We start from the raw sequence: 15,739 nt of genomic DNA on the forward strand, positions 1-15,739 counted from the left end.
GGAGCCGGTCATGAGCATTGCACCGACAGTCGCCGTATCCGCACCAGCGGATGGCGCCACACGCTCACGGCCGCGCACCGGGCCGGACCGGCGCAGCGTCGTGCTGCGCTGGTGTTTCATCGCCCCAGCTGTCGCCTACATGCTGGCGTTCTTCGGATATCCGTTGGTCCGCAACGTGGTGATGAGCTTTCAGCGGTACACGCCGGCCACGTTCTTCGACGGTCACGCGCCCTTCGTCGGGTTCGCCAACTGGCGTGCGGTCTTCGACGATCCGCTGTTCACCGATTCGCTGTGGCACACGCTGGTGTTCACGGCGGGATCGCTGCTGGGCCAGTTCGCCATCGGCCTCGCGCTGGCGGTGTTCTTCTCACGGCGGTTCCCGCTGTCGGGCACCGTTCGCGCGGTGCTGCTCCTGCCGTGGTTGGTGCCGATGGTCGTCTCGGCCGTGGTCTGGCGCAAACTGCTGGACCCGGCAAGTGGGATCCTCAACTCCCTCCTGATGGACCTGCATCTGATCGGTGCTCCGCTGCCCTGGCTCAGCAGCCCGAACGCGGCGCTGGCCTCGGCGATCCTGGTCAACATCTGGATCGGTATCCCGTTCAACATGGTGATCCTCTACGGAGGGCTGCAGGAGATCCCACGTGATCTGTACGAGGCGGCGTCGCTGGACGGTGCGAGCGCCTGGCGTACGTTCCGCAGCATCACCTTGCCGATGCTGCGTCCTGTGGTCACCGTCGTCCTGGTCCTCGGATTCATGTCGACGGTCAAGATCCTCGACCTGATCCTGGCCCTGACCGACGGCGGCCCCGCCGACGCCACACAGACTCTCGGCACCGTGACCTACCAGCTCTCCTTCCTGCAGCTGAACTTCGGACAAGGGGCTGTTGTCGGCAACGTCCTCATTCTCATCAGCGCGGTGTTCGCCGTGTTCTACCTGCGGGCCGGCCGCTCCGACCTCGGAAAGGAGGGGTGAACCGACATGTCCCGTGCGCATCTCACCGGAATAGGTCGTTGGGGCAACACGCTCGTCGCACTCGTCATCCTGATCGTGCTGCTCTTCCCCTTGTACTGGATGGTCAACATCGCGCTCCAACCGGGCCCGTCGCTTGCGACCACGTCATGGCTGCCCACGTCGCTGAGCCTGGGCAACTTCCGTACGGCGCTGAGCAGTGAGGGCGGCTCGCTGCTGACCTCCCTCGTCGTCGCTCTCGGGGCGGTCGTGGTCTGCCTCTGCCTTGCGGCGCCGGCCGCCTACGGACTGGCGAAGTTCTCGCTGCGCGGTACCCGCACGATCGTCTTCGGAACGCTCATCACGCAGATGGTGCCGGGGATTGTCATCGCCAACGCCGTGTACGGCGCCTACGTCGACGTACATCTGATCAACTCCTACCTCGGGCTGATCCTCGCGGACGCCTCCCTCGGACTGCCGTTCTCGATCGTGCTGCTTCGCGCGTTCATGGTGGCGCTTCCCTCGGAGGTGGTGGAGGCGGCGCTGGTCGACGGCGCCAACCGCTTCGTCGCCTTCGTCCGCATCGTGCTCCCGATGAGCCGCAACGCGCTGATCACCGCGGGGCTGTTCACATTCCTCTTCTCCTGGTCGGACTTCATGTTCGCGCTGACGCTGAACACCACCGACGGCGTCAAGCCGATCACTGTGGGCATCTACGAGTTCGTCGGCGCACACGTCAGCGACTGGGGCGCGGTGATGGCCACAGCGGTGATGGCCGCGGTACCCGCCGCCGTGCTGCTCGTCGTCGCCCAGAAGTACGTGGCCGCCGGCGTCACCGGCGGATCTGTCAAGTAGGCAAGCACCTAAGGAACCTGATGAAGTTCACTGACGGTTACTGGCACATGCGCGAGGGCGTCACCGCCCGTTTCGCGAAGTCGGTCACCGACGTCGCCGTCGACGAGGACAGGATCACCCTGTTCGCGCCGGTTCGCGATGTCGCGCATCGAGGTGACACGCTCAACAGCCCGCTGATCGCCGTGGAATGCTGGTCCCCGGCGGAGGGCGTGATCGGCGTGCGATGCACCCATCTCGCCGGGGCGGCGCAGCGCGGCCCACGGTTCTCGGTGCGGGAAGGCGACCAGCCGTCGGGCAAGACCTCCCGCGACGGCTCCGTCCTCGAGCTCGTCAGCGGCGAACTCGCGCTTCGGGTGGACACTGCGGCGCCGTGGCGACTCGACTTCTCCGCGGCGGGACGCGCGCTCACCTCCTTCGGCGCCCGCGGCACAGGATTCGCCACCGAAGGGTCCGGGCGCCACTACATGATCGCCCAGCACAGCCTCGACATCGGAGAACTGGTCTACGGACTCGGCGAGAGGTTCACTCCGTTCGTCAAGAACGGCCAGACGGTGGAGATCTGGCAGAACGACGGAGGAACCAGCAGCGAACAGGCCTACAAGAACATCCCGTTCCACCTCACCAACCGCGGCTACGGCGTCTTCGTCAACCACCCGGGCAAAGTGAGCTACGAGGTCGGCTCCGAGACCGTGGGACAGGTGCAGTTCAGCGTCGAGGACCAGTCGCTGGAGTTCTACGTCGTCCACGGGCCGTCACCGAAGGAGACCCTCACCCGCTACACGGCACTCACCGGACGGCCCGCGCTGCCGCCCGCCTGGTCCTTCGGCCTGTGGCTCACCACGTCCTTCACCACCTCCTACGACGAGGCGACCGTGCGCGGCTTCGTCGACGGCATGGCGGAGCGCGACATCCCGCTGAGCGTCTTCCACTTCGACTGCTTCTGGATGCGCGAGTACCAGTGGTGTGACTTCGCCTGGGACGAGCGGGTCTTCCCCGACCCTGAAGGCATGCTCAGCCGCCTCAAGGAGGAGCGGGGACTGCGCGTCTGCGTCTGGATCAACCCCTACATCGCGCAGAAGTCGCCGCTGTTCGCCGAAGGCATGCGGGAGGGCTACCTGGTCAAGCGGCCGAACGGCGATGTGTGGCAGTGGGACCGGTGGCAGCCGGGCATGGGCCTGGTGGACTTCACCAACCCTGCGGCGCGCCGCTGGTACGCCGGCAAGCTGCGGACGCTGCTGCGCCAGGGCGTCGACTGCTTCAAGACCGACTTCGGTGAGCGCATCCCCACCGACGTGGCGTGGCACGACGGCTCCGACCCGGAACGGATGCACAACTACTACACGCAGCTGTACAACGAGACCGTCTTCGAGGCACTGAAGCAGGAGCGGGGCGAGGGCGAAGCCGTGCTCTTCGCGCGCTCCGCCACCGCAGGCGGCCAGCAGTTCCCCGTCCACTGGGGTGGCGACTGCGAGTCGTCCTTCGGCGCCATGGCCGAGTCGCTGCGCGGCGGACTGTCGTTGGGCTTGTCCGGCTTCGGCTTCTGGAGCCATGACATCGGCGGCTTCGAGGGGACGCCGACCCCCGCGGTGTTCAAGCGGTGGGCACAGTTCGGGCTGCTGTCCTCACACAGCAGGCTGCACGGGAGCAAGTCGTACCGAGTGCCGTGGGCGTTCGACGAAGATGGTGACGACGAGGCGGTCGCCGTCGTGCGCTCCTTCACCCGTCTCAAGCACCGTCTGATGCCGTACATGTTCCGCGCTGCACTGCAGGCGCGTGATGCGGGCACCCCGGTGCTACGGGCGATGGTGCTCGAGTTCCCCGACGACCCTGCCTGCCGGCAGCTGGACCGGCAGTACATGCTGGGCGACGATCTCCTGGTGGCGCCGGTCTTCACCGAGAACGGCGAGGTCGAGTACTACCTGCCCGAAGGCGCGTGGACGCACCTGCTCAGCGGTGAGCGGATCACCGGCCCGGGCTGGCGACGCGAGCGGCACGGCTTCGACAGCCTGCCGCTCCTGGCCAGGCCGGGCTCCGTGATCCCGTTCGGCGCCGACCAGGAACAGCCCGAGTACGACTGGGCCGACGGCGTGACGCTGCATGTGCACGCCCCGGCCGACGGCGACGTGACGGTGACGACGGTTCCAGCGCCGGACGGCTCGACGGCCGCCACGTTCCGCACCCGCTGCGAGGGCGACACGTTGACCGTCGAGACCGAGGACGCGACGAGTCCCTGGCGGGTGCTGCTCGTCGGCGCCTCGGACACCCAAGGGGCGACGGGCGCCGACGCGGTGCAGCTCACGCCTCTGGGTGTCCTGCTGCACTGCGACACGCCCAAGGCCTCCGGCGCCGGAAACTCCGTACGCGCGGTGACGGGAAGGTGGTCGTAGACGCTGGACTGCCCGGCCCGCAGCTGGTCGCAGATGTGGTGGGGTTTCTGGCGGGTCCGCAGGGTCGATGGGTGTGAGGCCAGATCTTCGACGTCACCGGCGGCACCTGTCTCGGCCCGACCGCGGGCGAGGCTGCCGGGGCCGGACACATCGCGTCAGGAACCTGCCCCTCGTCGTGGTTTCGCGTCAGGTCGCCGCTGCGGTGGATCGCAGCGCGTCCAGAACCTGGCGGTGGATGTGGCCGTTGCTGTAGACGGCCGCGCCCGACGAGATGTCGCGCTCACCGTCCAGGTCGGTGACCACCCCTCCCGCCTCCTCGACGATCGGGACGGCGGCTGCGATGTCCCAGGGGCTCGCGCTCATGTGGAAGAAGGCGTCGACTGTTCCGGCGGCCACCAGCATGGCTCCGTGGCAAGTGTCGGCCCAGTTCGACAGCGGGCCGCCGTCCGCGCTGAGTTCGATCAGGCGCCGGCCTGCCGCAGCCCGCTGTGGTGGTACCCACGCGCTGAGCGGCCAGACGGCGATCATCGCTTTGTCGAGCGTTGCGGTGGGGCTGACCATCAGTGGTTGGCGGCGCCCGTGGTCCGTGTTGGCGGATGAACTGGTCCAGGCACCGTTCGAACGGGTGGCCCACCAACGTCGCTGGAGCGCCGGTGCGGAGATCATGCCGGTGACCACCTCGCCGTTCTCTTCGACCGCGACCAGAGTGCTCCACTGGGGTCGGCCGACCGAGAAGTTGGCGGTGCCGTCGATCGGATCGACGATCCATCGCCGTGATGCGTTCCCGTGGCCGCCGAGCTCCTCGCCGATGACCAGGTCGGGGACTGTCCTGAACTTTGTGGTTGGTCTGGTGTGACCCGAGATGGCATGAGATGACCTCTCTGCCGGGAAGGATCACCCATGGGCACCACGAACGAGCAGAGCCCCCACGAGAACGAGCACCATGTGCAGACGGGGGCGGAGTTGGCACGCATCGCGACCGAGCAGAACCGGGAACTGGCCGAAGACCTGATCGAGCGGGCCCGCCGCGACGGCCTGCAGCTCGTCGGCGAGAACGGGCTGCTGACCGGGCTGGTGAAGCTGGTCCTGGAAGGCGCCCTGGAGGCCGAGATGGCCGAACACCTCGGCTACGACAAGGGCGACCCTGCCGCCGCTGGGTCGGGCAACCACCGCAACGGCACCAGCCGCAAGACCGTCCTCTCCCAGGTCGGCCCGGTCCAGATCAACATCCCCCGCGACCGGGCCGGCAACTTCAACCCGCAGATCGTCCCCAAGCACGCCCGCCGCGTCGACGGCTTCTCCGAGTCCATCATCTCCCTCTACGCCAAGGGCCTGACGACCGGTGAGATCCAGGCCCACCTCGCCGAGGTCTACGACATCGACGTCTCCCGCGACCTGGTCTCCCGCGCCACCGCGCAGGTCGCCCAGGATCTGGCCGCCTGGCGGACCCGCCCGCTCGACCGCGTGTACGCGGTCGTGCTGATCGACTGCATCTACATCAAGATCCGCGACGGCGCCGTAGCGAACAAGCCCGTCTACATCGCGGTCGGCATCAACCTCGACGGCGACCGCGACGTGCTGGGCATGTGGGTCGGCACGGGCGGCGAGGGCGCCAAGCAGTGGATGACCTGGCTGACGGAACTGCGCAATCGCGGTGTCCAGGACGTCCTGATCGCCTGCTGCGACGGGTTGAAGGGCCTACCGGACTCGATCAACGACGTCTGGCCCCAGGCCGACGTTCAACTGTGCGTCGTTCACATGGTCCGCACCAGCCTGCGCTACGCGGCCAAGCAGCACTGGGGTGCCATCGCCCGCCAGCTCAAGGAGGTCTACACGGCCAAGACTGCCGACGAGGCCGAGCAGCGGTTCGCCCGCTTCGAGGAGGAGTGGGGTGAGCGCTACCCGGCGGTGATCGACACCTGGCGCCGCAGTTGGGAGCACGTGATCGTCTTCATGCGGTTCCCTGCCCCGATCCGCCGCGTCGTCTACACCACGAACATGATCGAGTCCCTCAACGCGCGGTTCCGGCAGGCCTCACGCCGTCGCGGGCACTTCCCCGACGACGAGGCGGCCCTCAAGGTCCTCTACCTCGTGATCCAGAACCTGATCAAGAACCACGCCAACGTCACCGGCAGGACCCAGTCCTGGAAGCAGGCCATCAACTGCCTCGCCGGCTACTACGGCGAACGTGTCACCGATCGCTAGACCAGACCGAACACCAGACCACCCACAAAGGATCAGACACTCCCTCCGACAGGCACTTCTCCACGCGCAGATCCTCGATCGAGGAGACACGACGACGCCAACTCCTGTCGCAAGCCTTGGCCCTGACCAGCGAAGGACGCATCAGCCTCGGCTGCCGAGGCCTACTCGGCGGGATATGGGGGAGCGCCTCTGTGCGGCTGCCGGGCAGAGGGCGCAGGTCCCCTGCGACGGCGCTGACTGCCAGGAGCGGGAGTTGTTTCGACCAAGCGTGCCACCTCGCTGGCGCAGCCCCACGAGAGGGTGAAGCCGGCGGAGCCGTGGCCGTAGTTGTGAATCACCGCAGGCAGCAGCGGGTCACGTTCCACCCGGGGACAGGGCCGCTCGGGCAGGAGCGCGAAAGTGGCGTCCAGGACGCGCGCGCCTTGGATTTCAGGCACCAGGGCGGAGCAGCGCCGCACGGTGTCGGTGATGTGGGACGGCGGGACGACCGTGGAGACCAGCCCCGGAATTCCTGGCCCGTAGAGCAGGAGGTCCCGATCACGCTCGACGATGTGGACGGAGGGTCGTCCATCTGTCTCCTCGACCCAGCATCCGATCGCCTGTCGCGGTTTGGCGCAGCGCACCACCACAAAACGCGTCAGGCTCAGGTAGGGGTCGGTGACGAGTCGGGAGCTTCCAAAGCCGGTGCAGTTGACGACAGAGCGTGCAACGCGGGTCTCGGCCGCCAGGCTCGTCGCCAGCCCGCGCTTGAGTTTCCCGCCCATCTCGAGGAAGCGTTGTTCCAGCCGGTTCAGATAGTGCGCGGAGTCTGCGACAGGAACCTTGACCATATGGGCGCGGGCGCCACCTGCCAGTGCTGTCGAGCTGGGTGCGAACGGTCTGTCGAGCGTTGCGCTGATCCACCAGGGCACGTCCGAGGGCTCAGCGCACACCTCGTTCAGGTTCTGCAACCGCACTCCTGATGCGACTTCGGACTCCAGTCGCATCAGTCGATCGTGTGTGGCGAGGGCACGCCGCAGGTAGTTCCAGTCGGGACATCTGCGGGCAGGGCGCCACAGTGCAGCGGCATTCCATGAGGAGCTCTCATGCGAGGCTTCGGCACTCTTCAGGACCACCGGGTGCCCCCGCTCCGCCAGAGTCACGGCCACGGTCAATCCGGTCATCCCGGCGCCGAGTACGGTGACCCGGTCACTACCGCTCACACGTGCGCCCTTCTGCCGACACAGGTCAGGCCTTGCTTGAGGGGAAGCCCAGTCCGTCATAGGGGAGTTGACGTTCCGGGCGGCCGAGAGAGACGAGGAAGTGGTCTGTACCAATGTTAGGGCACGAAGAGCTGCAGGGAAAGCGCCTTCCAGGGTGCGGAGCGGTCTGGAGCAGCGGCTGGGCAGTCGTGGAGGTGGCCCCGGGCCGGCGTGGTGCCGCGTGGTCGACGTGATCCACGCCACGACAGGGCAGCACGGCAGCACCGCCGCGGCCCCGACCGGTAGGCCGGAGACGCCGCTGCGCTCGCGTGGGGGAGCTCGCTGCGCCGCACGCCGGACCTTCGACGTGTCAGCATCCTCGCCGCCGCGTGCGGCCGTCGACCGGCACGCGCTGACACGGTGCCATGGAGGTATTCGCCGAGGGATGAGGGGGCGGCTACTCAAGGGGTTGCCGCCCCTCAGCCCTCGGGTGACTGCGGCTTCTCCGGTCTGGTTCCCCGGTTCGCAGCCCGACGTGGCCGGTGCCACCTGTTACCGGTGAGCTCCGGTGCTGGAGCGCTTCCGGCGGGAGAGCGTGACCAGGCCTGCTCCGAGTGCGACGACGCCGGTGCCCACGCCGAGCAGTGCCACGGTGTCGTCACCGCCACCGGTGTGGGCGAGTGAGCCACCGGGCGAACTCGGCGTTGCGCTGCTGGTGGTGGCCGGTCGCGTGGGGGTCGGCGCGCCGGACGGCACCCCCGCCGGGCTGGATGCCGATGGGCTGGCCGAGGGGGAGGCGCTGGATGAGGAGGGCGTGGGCGACGGTGTGGTGGCGACGCATCCGGTGAACGGGAAGTCGTGGGTCTCCGCGCCGGAGGAGCTGGTCAGTGAGGCGGCTATGACCTGGCCGTTCTGGTTGCCGCTGCCGAGGTGGACGGCGGCCTCGGGAGCGAGCAGTGTCCCGGGCCAGGCGGTCCCGTCCCGCTTGACGACGGCCACCGCCTGGCTGAAGTTCCACAGCAGGCCGCCTCGGATGCCGGAGAGGGCCGTGTCCGGCTCCGTGTAGTCCTCTTCGTGCCAGGCGCCGGTCTGGGGGTCCTTCAGGAAGACGGAGCTCGTCGCGCCCGCGTTCATGTCGTAGCGGGCCCCGGAGACGTTGACCACGGTTCGGGAACCGGCCGGTACGTCGATCCTGATCTCCTGCGCTGCCTGCAGGGTGTCGGCAGTCAGCGAGAAGACGTTCGTCGCCGCGTCCTTGCCGGTGAAGGTGAGGACGCTCTCGCCACCGTCATGGGTCACGGCGGTGGAGCCGTTCGCGGGGAGCGCGGCCAGTTGGGCAGAGGCCGCGCGCAATGCCGCGAACGTCTGGTCGAAGTCGATCGGCGTCGCGGCCTGCCGTGCTGCTCCGGCCGCCTCCGAGAGACGGCCGCTGCCGTGCAACGAGCCGTACACGGCGTTGCCGCGCTCGACCTCGACATCGGCAGAGCCCAGTTCGAGGGTGCCGCCGATCACGAGCGCGGCCCCGGACGGCAGGGCTGCGATCTGACTGGACGTCAACTTTGCTCCGACGCTGAAGCTGTGGCTGAAGTCGGCGTCGCCGCCCACCGCGACAGCGCCTTCCGCGTCGGCGGTGCGCTGGGAGTCGCCGTGGACGAACTCGGTGTAACTCGCGGCCGCTCCAAGTGGGTTACCGCATTGGCCGGTACTGGGCGCGGCCTGTGCATCGGTTGACGTGGTGGCAAGGGCGAAGACGGCCAGGGCGAGCGATCCGCTTGCGATCAGCGCAGCGGACGACGAGACAGCATGGCGCATGTAAGCGATCCTTGGGGAAGGTCATAGGAGATCACTTATCCTTCCGGTCGGGCCGTGGCGGAGCAACGCCCATGTCGGACTTGCCCAGCTTCGCCGCGGAGTTCTTCTCTGGAAGGCTGCGTGAAACTTTCGGGAACATGAGCGTCGGCCGCACCGCCGAGGGGGCCGGCGCGCCGACGAGCTGCTCCCGGACCGGAGGAAGACGCCGCTCGCCGCAGGGACTACCGGGCCTCTCCTGCATGTCCTGGAGCAGCCGACGGATGGTGAACTCGGCTGCTCTGAGCACTATGTGACGTATCGTGGGCAACCCTGCGACCGCCGTAGCATCGGGGTCGCCACCTTGGCCTTCTGCCGGTCGATCACCTTGCCGCCGGACGAGCACGCCGAGTTGGTGGGGCGGTCCAGCTGATGGGACTGGAGACTCCCGATAGGTCTCGGACCATTCCAGAGCCCCTGCTGACGGTGCGTCGAGTGCTGCTGTGTGAGGGCATGCACGGAAGCATCAGCGAAACTTTCGGCGGAGCTCTTCCTTTCTCGGTGGTGACACCGGAGAGCGTCATGAAGCTTATGACTGGGGGAACACCGCGTCGATGAAGTCGTTGCGGAAGGCGGAGCGTGGATCCAGGCCCCGCATCAGGCGGTGGAAGTCATCGCGCCGCTCGTACAGGGCTCCGGCGGCCTCGGGGTGCAGCGCGAAGAGCTTGCCCCAGTGTGGACGGCCACCCAGTGGCAGCAGCTCCGCCTCGACCAGGGCGATCGCCTGATCCACCGCTTCCTCGGCGGGGCGCCAGGTGAAGTGGACCGCCATGGAGTCCCGACCGTTTGCGGGACTGAGCCACAGGTCGTCCGCCGCCACGGTGCGGATCTCGGAGGTCAGCAGCAGAGGCGCGATGCGCGGACCCAGGGCGCGCATCGCCGCGACGGCGGCGGGTGCCGCTTCGCGCGGCAGCAGGATCTCCGACTGGAGTTCCTCGCCGGCGCTTGGGGTGAAGTCCGGCCGGAAGTGCGGCAGTCGTTCGTGCCACGGGCCGGGAACGCCGAGCTGCTCGGTGCAGTGCCGTGGGGAGACGCCCGGAACCGGATGCCGGGGGCCGTCGGCGAGGCGGCCGTCCAGCCATCGGTCTCCCAGGTGAGCGGGGCCCTCGTGATCGGTTCGTCGCTTGACCCACACGTTGGCGGTGTCTCCGCTCCAGTCCGTGAAGGCGCTGACGCTGTAGGCGGCGCCGAACGCATCGTCGAACCGGTCGGCGATGCGGTCCAGCGGCACGGCGTCGTAGACCCACTGGGCCACCTCGAAGGTGGGCTCGACTGCGAGGGTGAGGCCGACGACGACGCCGAGGGCGCCCAGGCTGACAACCGTTCCTGCGAAGCGGTCGCGGTCGTCGGCGCGTCCGATGTCGAGCAGTTCCCCGTCCGAGGTGATCAGCCGCAGCGCGGTCACCGCTGAGGCGAGACCGGGCAGGCCGTTTCCCGAGCCGTGGGTACCGGTGGCGCACGATCCGGCGACCGAGATGTGGGGGAGTGACGCCAGATTGGCCAGAGCCAGTCCCTGTGCCTGCAACTCCCTGGCGAGCTCGGTGTAGCGCATGGTGCCGGTGAGGGTGACGGTGGTCAGGTCGGCGGCGACCTCCAGCCCACGCGGCAATCCGTCCAGCAGCACCAGTTCGCCCGCGGTGTCCGCGATGTGGTTGAAGGAGTGGCCGCTGCCCAGCACCTTGACCCGGTCGGAGGCGGCGACGAGATGACGGGTCTCGTCGACGGTCCGGGGTCGGTGGACCCGTGTCGCCCGGAAGGCGATGTTGCCTGCCCAGTTGTGCACGTGTGCGCCTCTCGTTCAGTGCCCGCCGTCGCAGACGGCAGGCGGGTCAGGTCAGTGCCGAGCGTCCCGGTGCCCCGGATCGATCGTCGGCCTTGCCACAGGGCGTAGGAAAGTTCGGCCGCCGCCGGTCCGGCTGGGTGCGAGTGGCCCTCGCGCGCGGAGGGCTCTGCACCTCGGCGTCAGACCGGGGCGCGGAGTCGGGTGCAGCCTCAGACGCGCGTCCGAGTTGGAGGCGGCGCGGTGCTGCTGCGCTCGACCAGGCTGGTGGCCAGGTCCACGCGCAGCGTGGACGGCTTGTTGCCGCGGGCGAGATCGATCACCATGCGCGCCGCGACCTCGGCCATCTCGGTGAGCGGCTGGCGCACGGTGGTCAGCGGCGGGCCGACCCACCGGGCGATGGGCAGGTCGTCGAAGCCGACGATGCTCAGATCCTCCGGGATGCGCAGACCCAGTTCCCGTGCCGCCTCGTAGAGTCCGAGCGCCTGGAGGTCGTTGCCGGTGAAGACGGCGGTGGGCCGGTCCCGGCGGCGCAGCAGCTCCAGACCCACCCGGTAGCCGGTCTCGTGATGGAAGTCGCCCTCATGAACGAGCGCGGGGTCGAAGGCGACGCCGGCCGTCTCCAGTGCGGCCCGGTAGCCGTCGATGCGGGCGCGGCTGCACATCATCCGACGCGGTCCGGCCACCATCCCGATACGCCGGTGGCCGAGGTCGAGGAGGTGGCGGGTGGCGGCGAGGCCGCCGTTCCAGTTGGTCGTGCCGACCGCCGGCACATCCTGGCCGGGGTCCCCGGCCGGATCCATGACCACGAACGGGATGTCACGGCTGGTCAGCTGTGCCTGCTGCGCTTTGTCGAGCCCGGACAGCACCAGGACCACGCCGGTGGGGCGGCGGGCGAGGACTCCGTCCATCCACGACTGCCCGAGGCTGAGTCGGCCGGAGGACTCCGACAGGACGACGCTGAGGCCCTCCTCGCGGACGACGTTCTCCACCCCGCGGATCACCTCCATCGCCCACGCGCTCTCCAGCTCGTGGAAGACCAGTTCCAGCAGTGGACTGGAAGGAGCGCTGTTGCTGCGTCGGCGTTGGTAGCCGTGCTGGTGCAGGAGCTCCTCCACCCGCTCCCGGGTCGCTGGTGCCACGTCCGCGCGGCCGTTCAGGACCTTCGAAACAGTCGGTGTGGACACCCCTGCCTCGCGCGCGATCTCGGCGAGTGTCGCCGCTCTGGTCACGAGCCCCTCCTGTGCTGCCCTGGTGCCTGAAGTACGCAGTCGTTGTGACGGTATGGGTCGGATGCTAGCTGGTCGGAAGCCCTGTTGGCACGCCCGAACCGAGACCTTCCAGGACCTTGACGGTAGCTGGTGTTGCGCCTAAGTTTCCCGAAGCGTTCGGCAATCTCTTCGAAACAATCGACGGAGTGGCAGGCCATGGATTCTCTTCGTGTGCGCATACGCAGCGGTGCGTCCCGGAACAGATTCGCCGCGATCGCGGCTACGACCACGCTGGTGCTCGGTCTGACTGCGGCCTGCGGGTCCAGCGGCGGGTCCACGTCGGGCTCGGCCGACTCCGGGACGATCCACGTCCTGGTCTACGGCGACTCGGGCAACACGGTCGAGCAGCAGATCGTCGACACGTTCAACAAGACCTCGAAGGTCAAGGCGGTGCTGTACACCATCCCCGGCGCCGACTACCAGTCCAAGCTCAACACGATCATCAACACCCCGCAGGCCCCCGACATCTTCTTCAACTGGGGCGGCGGCAGCATCGCTCCGTACGTCAAGGACAACCTGCTGCTTCCGCTGGACAGCATGATCGCCAAGGACCCCGGGCTGAAGGACAACTTCCTCCCCTCCGTGTTCAACACCGCGGTGGTCGACGGCAAGTCCTACGGCATCCCGATGCGCGGTACGCAGCCGGTCCTGCTCTTCGACAACAAGCAGGTCCTCGCGAGCGCAGGCCTCAGCGTCCCGCAGACCTGGAACGACCTGCTGGGCGACGTCGCGGTGCTGAAGGCCAAGGGGATCACCCCGATCGCACTGGGCGGCGGGGACCAGTGGCCCACCCAGATGTGGTTCGAGTACATCTACGACCGGGTCGCCGGTCCGGGGTTGTTCGAGCAGGCGCTCGCCGGTGACAAGGCTGCCTGGTCCAGCCCGGACAGTGTGAAGGCCCTCGGGATGGTCAAGCAGCTGGTCGACGCCGGCGCCTTCGGCAGCAACTTCGACTCGGTGAAGTTCACCGACGGCGGCTCCCCGGCGCTGCTGGCCAAGGGCAGGGCCGCTTTCGAGCTGATGGGCTCGTGGGAGTACTCCACCGAGCAGTCCAGCGACCCCGACTTCGCCAAGAACGGCCTCGGTTGGAGTGCGTTCCCGGCCATCCCCGGCGGCAAGGGCGACCCGGCCGACATCGTCGGCAACACCAACAACTTCTACTCGGTGCTGAAGAAGACTCAGCACCCCGACGCGGTCGCGGCGTTCCTGAAGCTCATGTACTCGGACGAGTTCGTCCAGGCCCAGCTGGCCATAGGCAACCTGCCGACCACCACCAACACGCCCACCTTCCTGTCCACTTCGGCCAGCCCGGGCTACTCCCAGTTCCAGTTCAACCTGGTCAAGGCGGCGCCCTCGTTCCAGCTCTCCTGGGACCAGGCCTACCCGCCGGCGGCGACCACGACGATCCACACGGCCGTCCAGGAGTTCTTCGACGGCAAGACCGACACCAACGGCTTCATCCAGGCGATGCAGTCCCTGGCCACCTCCTGAGTACCGGACCCATGAGCGCACTCTCCTCCGCAGTCGAGCTCGGCCGCCGTCGCCTCAAGGCGCGCAGGGTCGGCGTCGGGGTGACCCGCCCAGGCTTTGTCTGGGCGGCACCCGCGACCGTCTTCTTCCTGCTCTTCGCCATCCTCCCGCTGGTCCTGGTCGCCGTGCTGTCCTTCACCAGCTGGGACGGCATCACCTCGCCGCACTTCAACGGCCTGGCGAACTGGACCACCCTGTTCCACGACCCGGTGATGACCCAGAGCATCTGGCTCACCTTGCTGCTCACCGTCCTGGGAGTCGTCACCCAGACGCCCATCAGCATCCTGTTGGGTGTGTGGGCCGCCGGACCGCAGCGCAACCGGGCCGTGCTGTCCGCCATCTTCTTCGTCCCGCTGCTCCTGTCGGCCACCGCGGTCTCCGTGCTGTGGCGCGCCCTGCTCGACCCCAACTTCGGCATCCCCGGTCAGCTCCCGTGGCTCTTCGGCAACGGCAACCTGCTGGGCAGCCAGTCAGGTTCGATCGCGGTGCTGACCTTCGTCGGAATGTGGCAGTTCACGCCCCTGCACGCGCTGCTCTACCAGGGCGGCGCGCGCGCCGTACCGCAGGTCCTCTACCAGGCAGCCGCGATCGACGGTGCCGGCACGGTGCGGCAGTTCTTCCACATCACCCTGCCGCAGCTGCGCAACACCATGATCACCTCGGTGATCCTCATGGTCGTCGGCGGGTTGACCACCTTCGACACGGTGCTGATCCTCACCCAGGGCGGACCGGGCACCGACACCACGGTCAGCGCCTACTACATGTACGAACAGGGCTTCAAGAACTTCGACTTCGGCGCGGGTTCGGCCATCGCGCTGGTCCTGGTCGTCGTCGCCACCCTCATCTCCCTGGCCGTGGTCCGACTCTCCGGCTACGACAAGATGCGCAGCACGACGGAGGGGATCTCATGAGACGGAGGCCCAACTACCTCGCCGGACTGGGCTCCCTGATCTGGCTGTTCCTGGTCGGTCTGCCGCTCTACGTCCTGCTGCTCTCGACGCTGCGCACCACTTCCGACTACTCCACCCAAGGGCCGCTGAGCTTCCCCTCACAGCTGACCCTGAGCAACTACGCCAACGCCTTCTCGAACGGTTTCGGACAGGACTTCCTCAACACGGTGATCGTCACCGCCAGCGTCGTGGCGATCGTCCTGCTCGTGGTCCCGCCACTGGCCTACGCCATCGTGCGAGCCCGGGGGCGGACCATCGGCCTGGTGTTCCGGGTCTTCCTGCTCGGGCTCGCGGTGCCCGCCCAGGCGGTGATCGTGCCGATGTTCTACGTGATCAGCCAGGCCGGGCTGTACGACCACCTGATCGGTGTCATCCTGCCGACCGCCGCGTTCTCGCTCCCGGTGTGCACCCTGGTGCTGACCGGCGCCATGCGCGACATCACCCCCGACCTCTACGAGGCGATGGCGATCGACGGTGCCTCACCCGGGCGGGTCTTCCTCCAGCTGGTCCTGCCGCTCTCGAAGGCCGGACTCTCCTCCATCGTCGTCTTCTCCGCCCTGCAGGCCTGGAACGGCTTCCTCTTCCCCCTCATCCTCACCCAGTCGGACTCGACCAAAGTCATCACCCTCGGTCTGTACAACTTCCAGACCGAGCACGGCGTCGACGTCCCCGGTCTGCTCAGTGCCGTGGTGCTGTCCATGCTCCCCATCTTCGTCGTCTACCTGTTCGCCCGCCGTGCCCTGGTCCAGGGGCTGATGGGGGTCGGAGGAAAGTGACCGGCAA

At 68.0% G+C, this 15,739-nt stretch carries 12 protein-coding genes; 7 read left to right on the forward strand and 5 right to left on the reverse strand.

Annotation, left to right across the window (positions count from 1 at the left end; genetic code table 11):
• Window positions 1-10: 10 nt before the first annotated feature.
• Genes ABH928_RS16745 through yicI form a run of 3 tightly spaced genes read left to right on the forward strand, consistent with a single transcriptional unit; the run spans window position 11 to window position 4,191 of the window.
• On the forward strand, window positions 11-973 hold the full coding sequence (locus ABH928_RS16745; protein WP_370066992.1) for a carbohydrate ABC transporter permease: 963 nt from the start codon (window positions 11-13) through the stop codon (window positions 971-973).
• A 6-nt stretch (window positions 974-979) separates the two neighbouring features.
• Window positions 980-1,804 (forward strand): carbohydrate ABC transporter permease, encoded by an 825-nt coding sequence (locus ABH928_RS16750; RefSeq protein ID WP_370066994.1) that lies wholly within the window; start codon window positions 980-982, stop codon window positions 1,802-1,804.
• 20 nt (window positions 1,805-1,824) lie between these two features.
• Window positions 1,825-4,191: an alpha-xylosidase gene (yicI, locus tag ABH928_RS16755; RefSeq protein ID WP_370066996.1), complete on the forward strand. Its 2,367-nt coding sequence runs from the start codon at window positions 1,825-1,827 to the stop codon at window positions 4,189-4,191.
• Between the two features lie 186 nt (window positions 4,192-4,377).
• On the opposite strand, the gene ABH928_RS16760 is transcribed toward yicI, so the two are convergent.
• Window positions 4,378-5,055 (reverse strand): inositol monophosphatase, encoded by a 678-nt coding sequence (locus tag ABH928_RS16760; RefSeq protein ID WP_370067125.1) that lies wholly within the window; start codon window positions 5,053-5,055, stop codon window positions 4,378-4,380.
• 36 nt (window positions 5,056-5,091) lie between these two features.
• On the opposite strand from ABH928_RS16760, the gene ABH928_RS16765 reads away from it, so the two are divergent.
• Entirely contained in the window at window positions 5,092-6,396 is a 1,305-nt protein-coding gene (locus ABH928_RS16765; protein ID WP_370066998.1) for an IS256 family transposase, read from the forward strand.
• 161 nt (window positions 6,397-6,557) lie between these two features.
• Here ABH928_RS16765 and ABH928_RS16770 read toward each other — a convergent pair whose 3' ends face one another.
• The 4 genes from ABH928_RS16770 to ABH928_RS16785 all read right to left on the reverse strand — a co-directional run bounded on the left by ABH928_RS16770 (window position 6,558) and on the right by ABH928_RS16785 (window position 12,437).
• On the reverse strand, window positions 6,558-7,658 hold the full coding sequence (locus tag ABH928_RS16770) for an FAD-dependent oxidoreductase (RefSeq protein WP_370067000.1): 1,101 nt from the start codon (window positions 7,656-7,658) through the stop codon (window positions 6,558-6,560).
• Window positions 7,659-8,129: 471 nt separating this feature from the next.
• A complete protein-coding gene (locus ABH928_RS16775; RefSeq protein WP_370067002.1) occupies window positions 8,130-9,389 on the reverse strand; it encodes a choice-of-anchor A family protein in 1,260 nt (419 codons plus the stop codon).
• A 565-nt stretch (window positions 9,390-9,954) separates the two neighbouring features.
• Complete coding sequence (locus ABH928_RS16780; protein WP_370067004.1) at window positions 9,955-11,208, reverse strand: D-arabinono-1,4-lactone oxidase; 1,254 nt, start codon at window positions 11,206-11,208, stop codon at window positions 9,955-9,957.
• Between the two features lie 209 nt (window positions 11,209-11,417).
• A complete protein-coding gene (locus ABH928_RS16785) occupies window positions 11,418-12,437 on the reverse strand; it encodes a LacI family DNA-binding transcriptional regulator (RefSeq protein ID WP_370067006.1) in 1,020 nt (339 codons plus the stop codon).
• A gap of 195 nt (window positions 12,438-12,632) precedes the next feature.
• On the opposite strand from ABH928_RS16785, the gene ABH928_RS16790 reads away from it, so the two are divergent.
• The 3 genes from ABH928_RS16790 to ABH928_RS16800 are packed head-to-tail and all read left to right on the forward strand — an operon-like array spanning window position 12,633 to window position 15,732.
• Complete coding sequence (locus ABH928_RS16790; RefSeq protein ID WP_370067009.1) at window positions 12,633-13,967, forward strand: ABC transporter substrate-binding protein; 1,335 nt, start codon at window positions 12,633-12,635, stop codon at window positions 13,965-13,967.
• A gap of 11 nt (window positions 13,968-13,978) precedes the next feature.
• Window positions 13,979-14,917: a carbohydrate ABC transporter permease gene (locus ABH928_RS16795; protein WP_370067011.1), complete on the forward strand. Its 939-nt coding sequence runs from the start codon at window positions 13,979-13,981 to the stop codon at window positions 14,915-14,917.
• The gene (locus ABH928_RS16800; protein WP_370067013.1) at window positions 14,914-15,732 is read left to right on the forward strand and encodes a carbohydrate ABC transporter permease; all 819 of its coding nucleotides are present in this window, start codon (window positions 14,914-14,916) and stop codon (window positions 15,730-15,732) included. Before ABH928_RS16795 ends, ABH928_RS16800 begins: the two co-directional genes overlap by 4 nt.
• The last annotated feature ends 7 nt before the right edge of the window (window positions 15,733-15,739 follow it).

Origin of the sequence: Streptacidiphilus sp. MAP5-3, from assembly GCF_041262505.1 — a bacterium.
Classification (GTDB): domain Bacteria; phylum Actinomycetota; class Actinomycetes; order Streptomycetales; family Streptomycetaceae; genus Streptacidiphilus.